The organism is Flavobacterium sp. UBA6195, assembly GCF_002422095.1.
Classification (GTDB): Bacteria; Bacteroidota; Bacteroidia; order Flavobacteriales; family Flavobacteriaceae; genus Flavobacterium.
The window spans coordinates 1-1,428 of sequence record NZ_DITB01000129.1 but is presented as its reverse complement, the minus strand read 5'-3'; the positions used below and the strand labels follow the sequence as shown (position 1 = coordinate 1,428).

At 31.2% G+C, this 1,428-nt stretch carries 1 protein-coding gene; it reads left to right on the top strand.

The features are described from left to right. Positions 1 to 31 precede the first annotated feature (31 nt). Complete coding sequence (locus B4I81_RS11670; RefSeq protein WP_291110833.1) at positions 32 to 1,225, top strand: pyridoxal phosphate-dependent aminotransferase; 1,194 nt, start codon at positions 32 to 34, stop codon at positions 1,223 to 1,225. The last annotated feature ends 203 nt before the right edge of the window (positions 1,226 to 1,428 follow it).

Genomic DNA, 1,428 nt, shown 5'->3' with positions numbered 1-1,428 from the left:
TCGCAATTTTGCACATCTAAAAAATATAAACATGCCAAAAGTTTCAATAAAAGGGCAACAAATGCCAGAATCTCCAATTAGAAAATTGGTACCTTTTGCAGAAATTGCTAAGAAAAAAGGTCATAAAGTATATCATTTAAATATTGGTCAACCCGATATTAAAACGCCAGAAGTTGCCTTAGAAGCAGTAAAAAAAGCTGATATTTCAGTTCTTGAATACAGTCATTCTGCAGGTTTTGAAAGTTATAGAACAAAACTTTCTCAATACTATAAAAACCATGGGTTACCAATAGATACTCAAGATATTATAATTACAACAGGAGGTTCTGAAGCTTTACTTTTTGCTATGGGAAGTACTATGGATGCAGGAGATGAGATTATTATCCCAGAACCTTTTTACGCTAATTATAATGGATTTTCAACAGCATCAGGAGTAAATGTAGTTCCTGTAATTTCTGGAATTGAAACGGGGTTTGCTTTACCTCCAATTGAAGCTTTTGAAAAATTAATTACCCCAAAAACAAAAGCTATATTAATTTGTAATCCAGGTAATCCTACTGGATATTTATATTCGCAAGAAGAAATTTTAAAGTTGGCTGAAGTTGTTAAAAAGCATGATTTATTTCTAATTGCCGATGAAGTATATCGTGAATTTATTTATGATGGAGACCAACATTTTTCTGTCATGAATGTTCCTGGTTTAGAAGAACATGCTATTATGATTGATTCGGTTTCTAAACGTTACAGTATGTGTGGTGCTCGAATTGGTTGTATTGTTTCTAAAAATAAAGAAGTAATGTCAACGGCGATGAAGTTTGCTCAAGCTCGCTTAAGTCCGCCTACCTATGCACAAATTGCTAGTGAAGCTGCATTAGAAACCCCTCAAAGTTATTTTGATGCTGTTATTTCGGAATATAAAGATCGTAGAGATACTTTAATTACTGAATTGAATAAAATTGAAGGTATTAAAGTAGCTACTCCAAAAGGCGCTTTCTATTGTATTGCTAAATTACCTATAGATAACGCTGATAAATTTGCACAATGGTTATTAGAGTCTTACGACTTAAATGGTGAAACTGTAATGGTTGCTCCTGCAGCAGGATTTTATTCAACACCAAATGTTGGTTTAGACGAAGTTCGTATTGCTTATGTTTTAAAGAAAGATGATTTAATTAAATCTGTTAAAATTCTTAAAGAAGCATTAAACACCTACAACAAACTATAATCATTAATTTATAGTATAAAAAGAAAAGGGATACAAATTGTATCCCTTTTCTTTTTATACTGAAAATAAAAAAGGCGAAATTTCTTTCGCCTTTTTTGTTATTTATTAAAATTATCTTTTCAATGCAAAGTGAGCTTTAAATTGTTTCTTAGCTCCATTTTCATAATAATCAACAGTAAACCAATAATCAGTAGAAGGTAGTA

Excerpts from the sequence above, each read along its gene's own strand:
- B4I81_RS11670 (WP_291110833.1), top strand. The coding sequence starts at position 32 with ATGCCAAAAGTTTCAATAAAAGGGCAACAAATGCCAGAATCTCCAATT.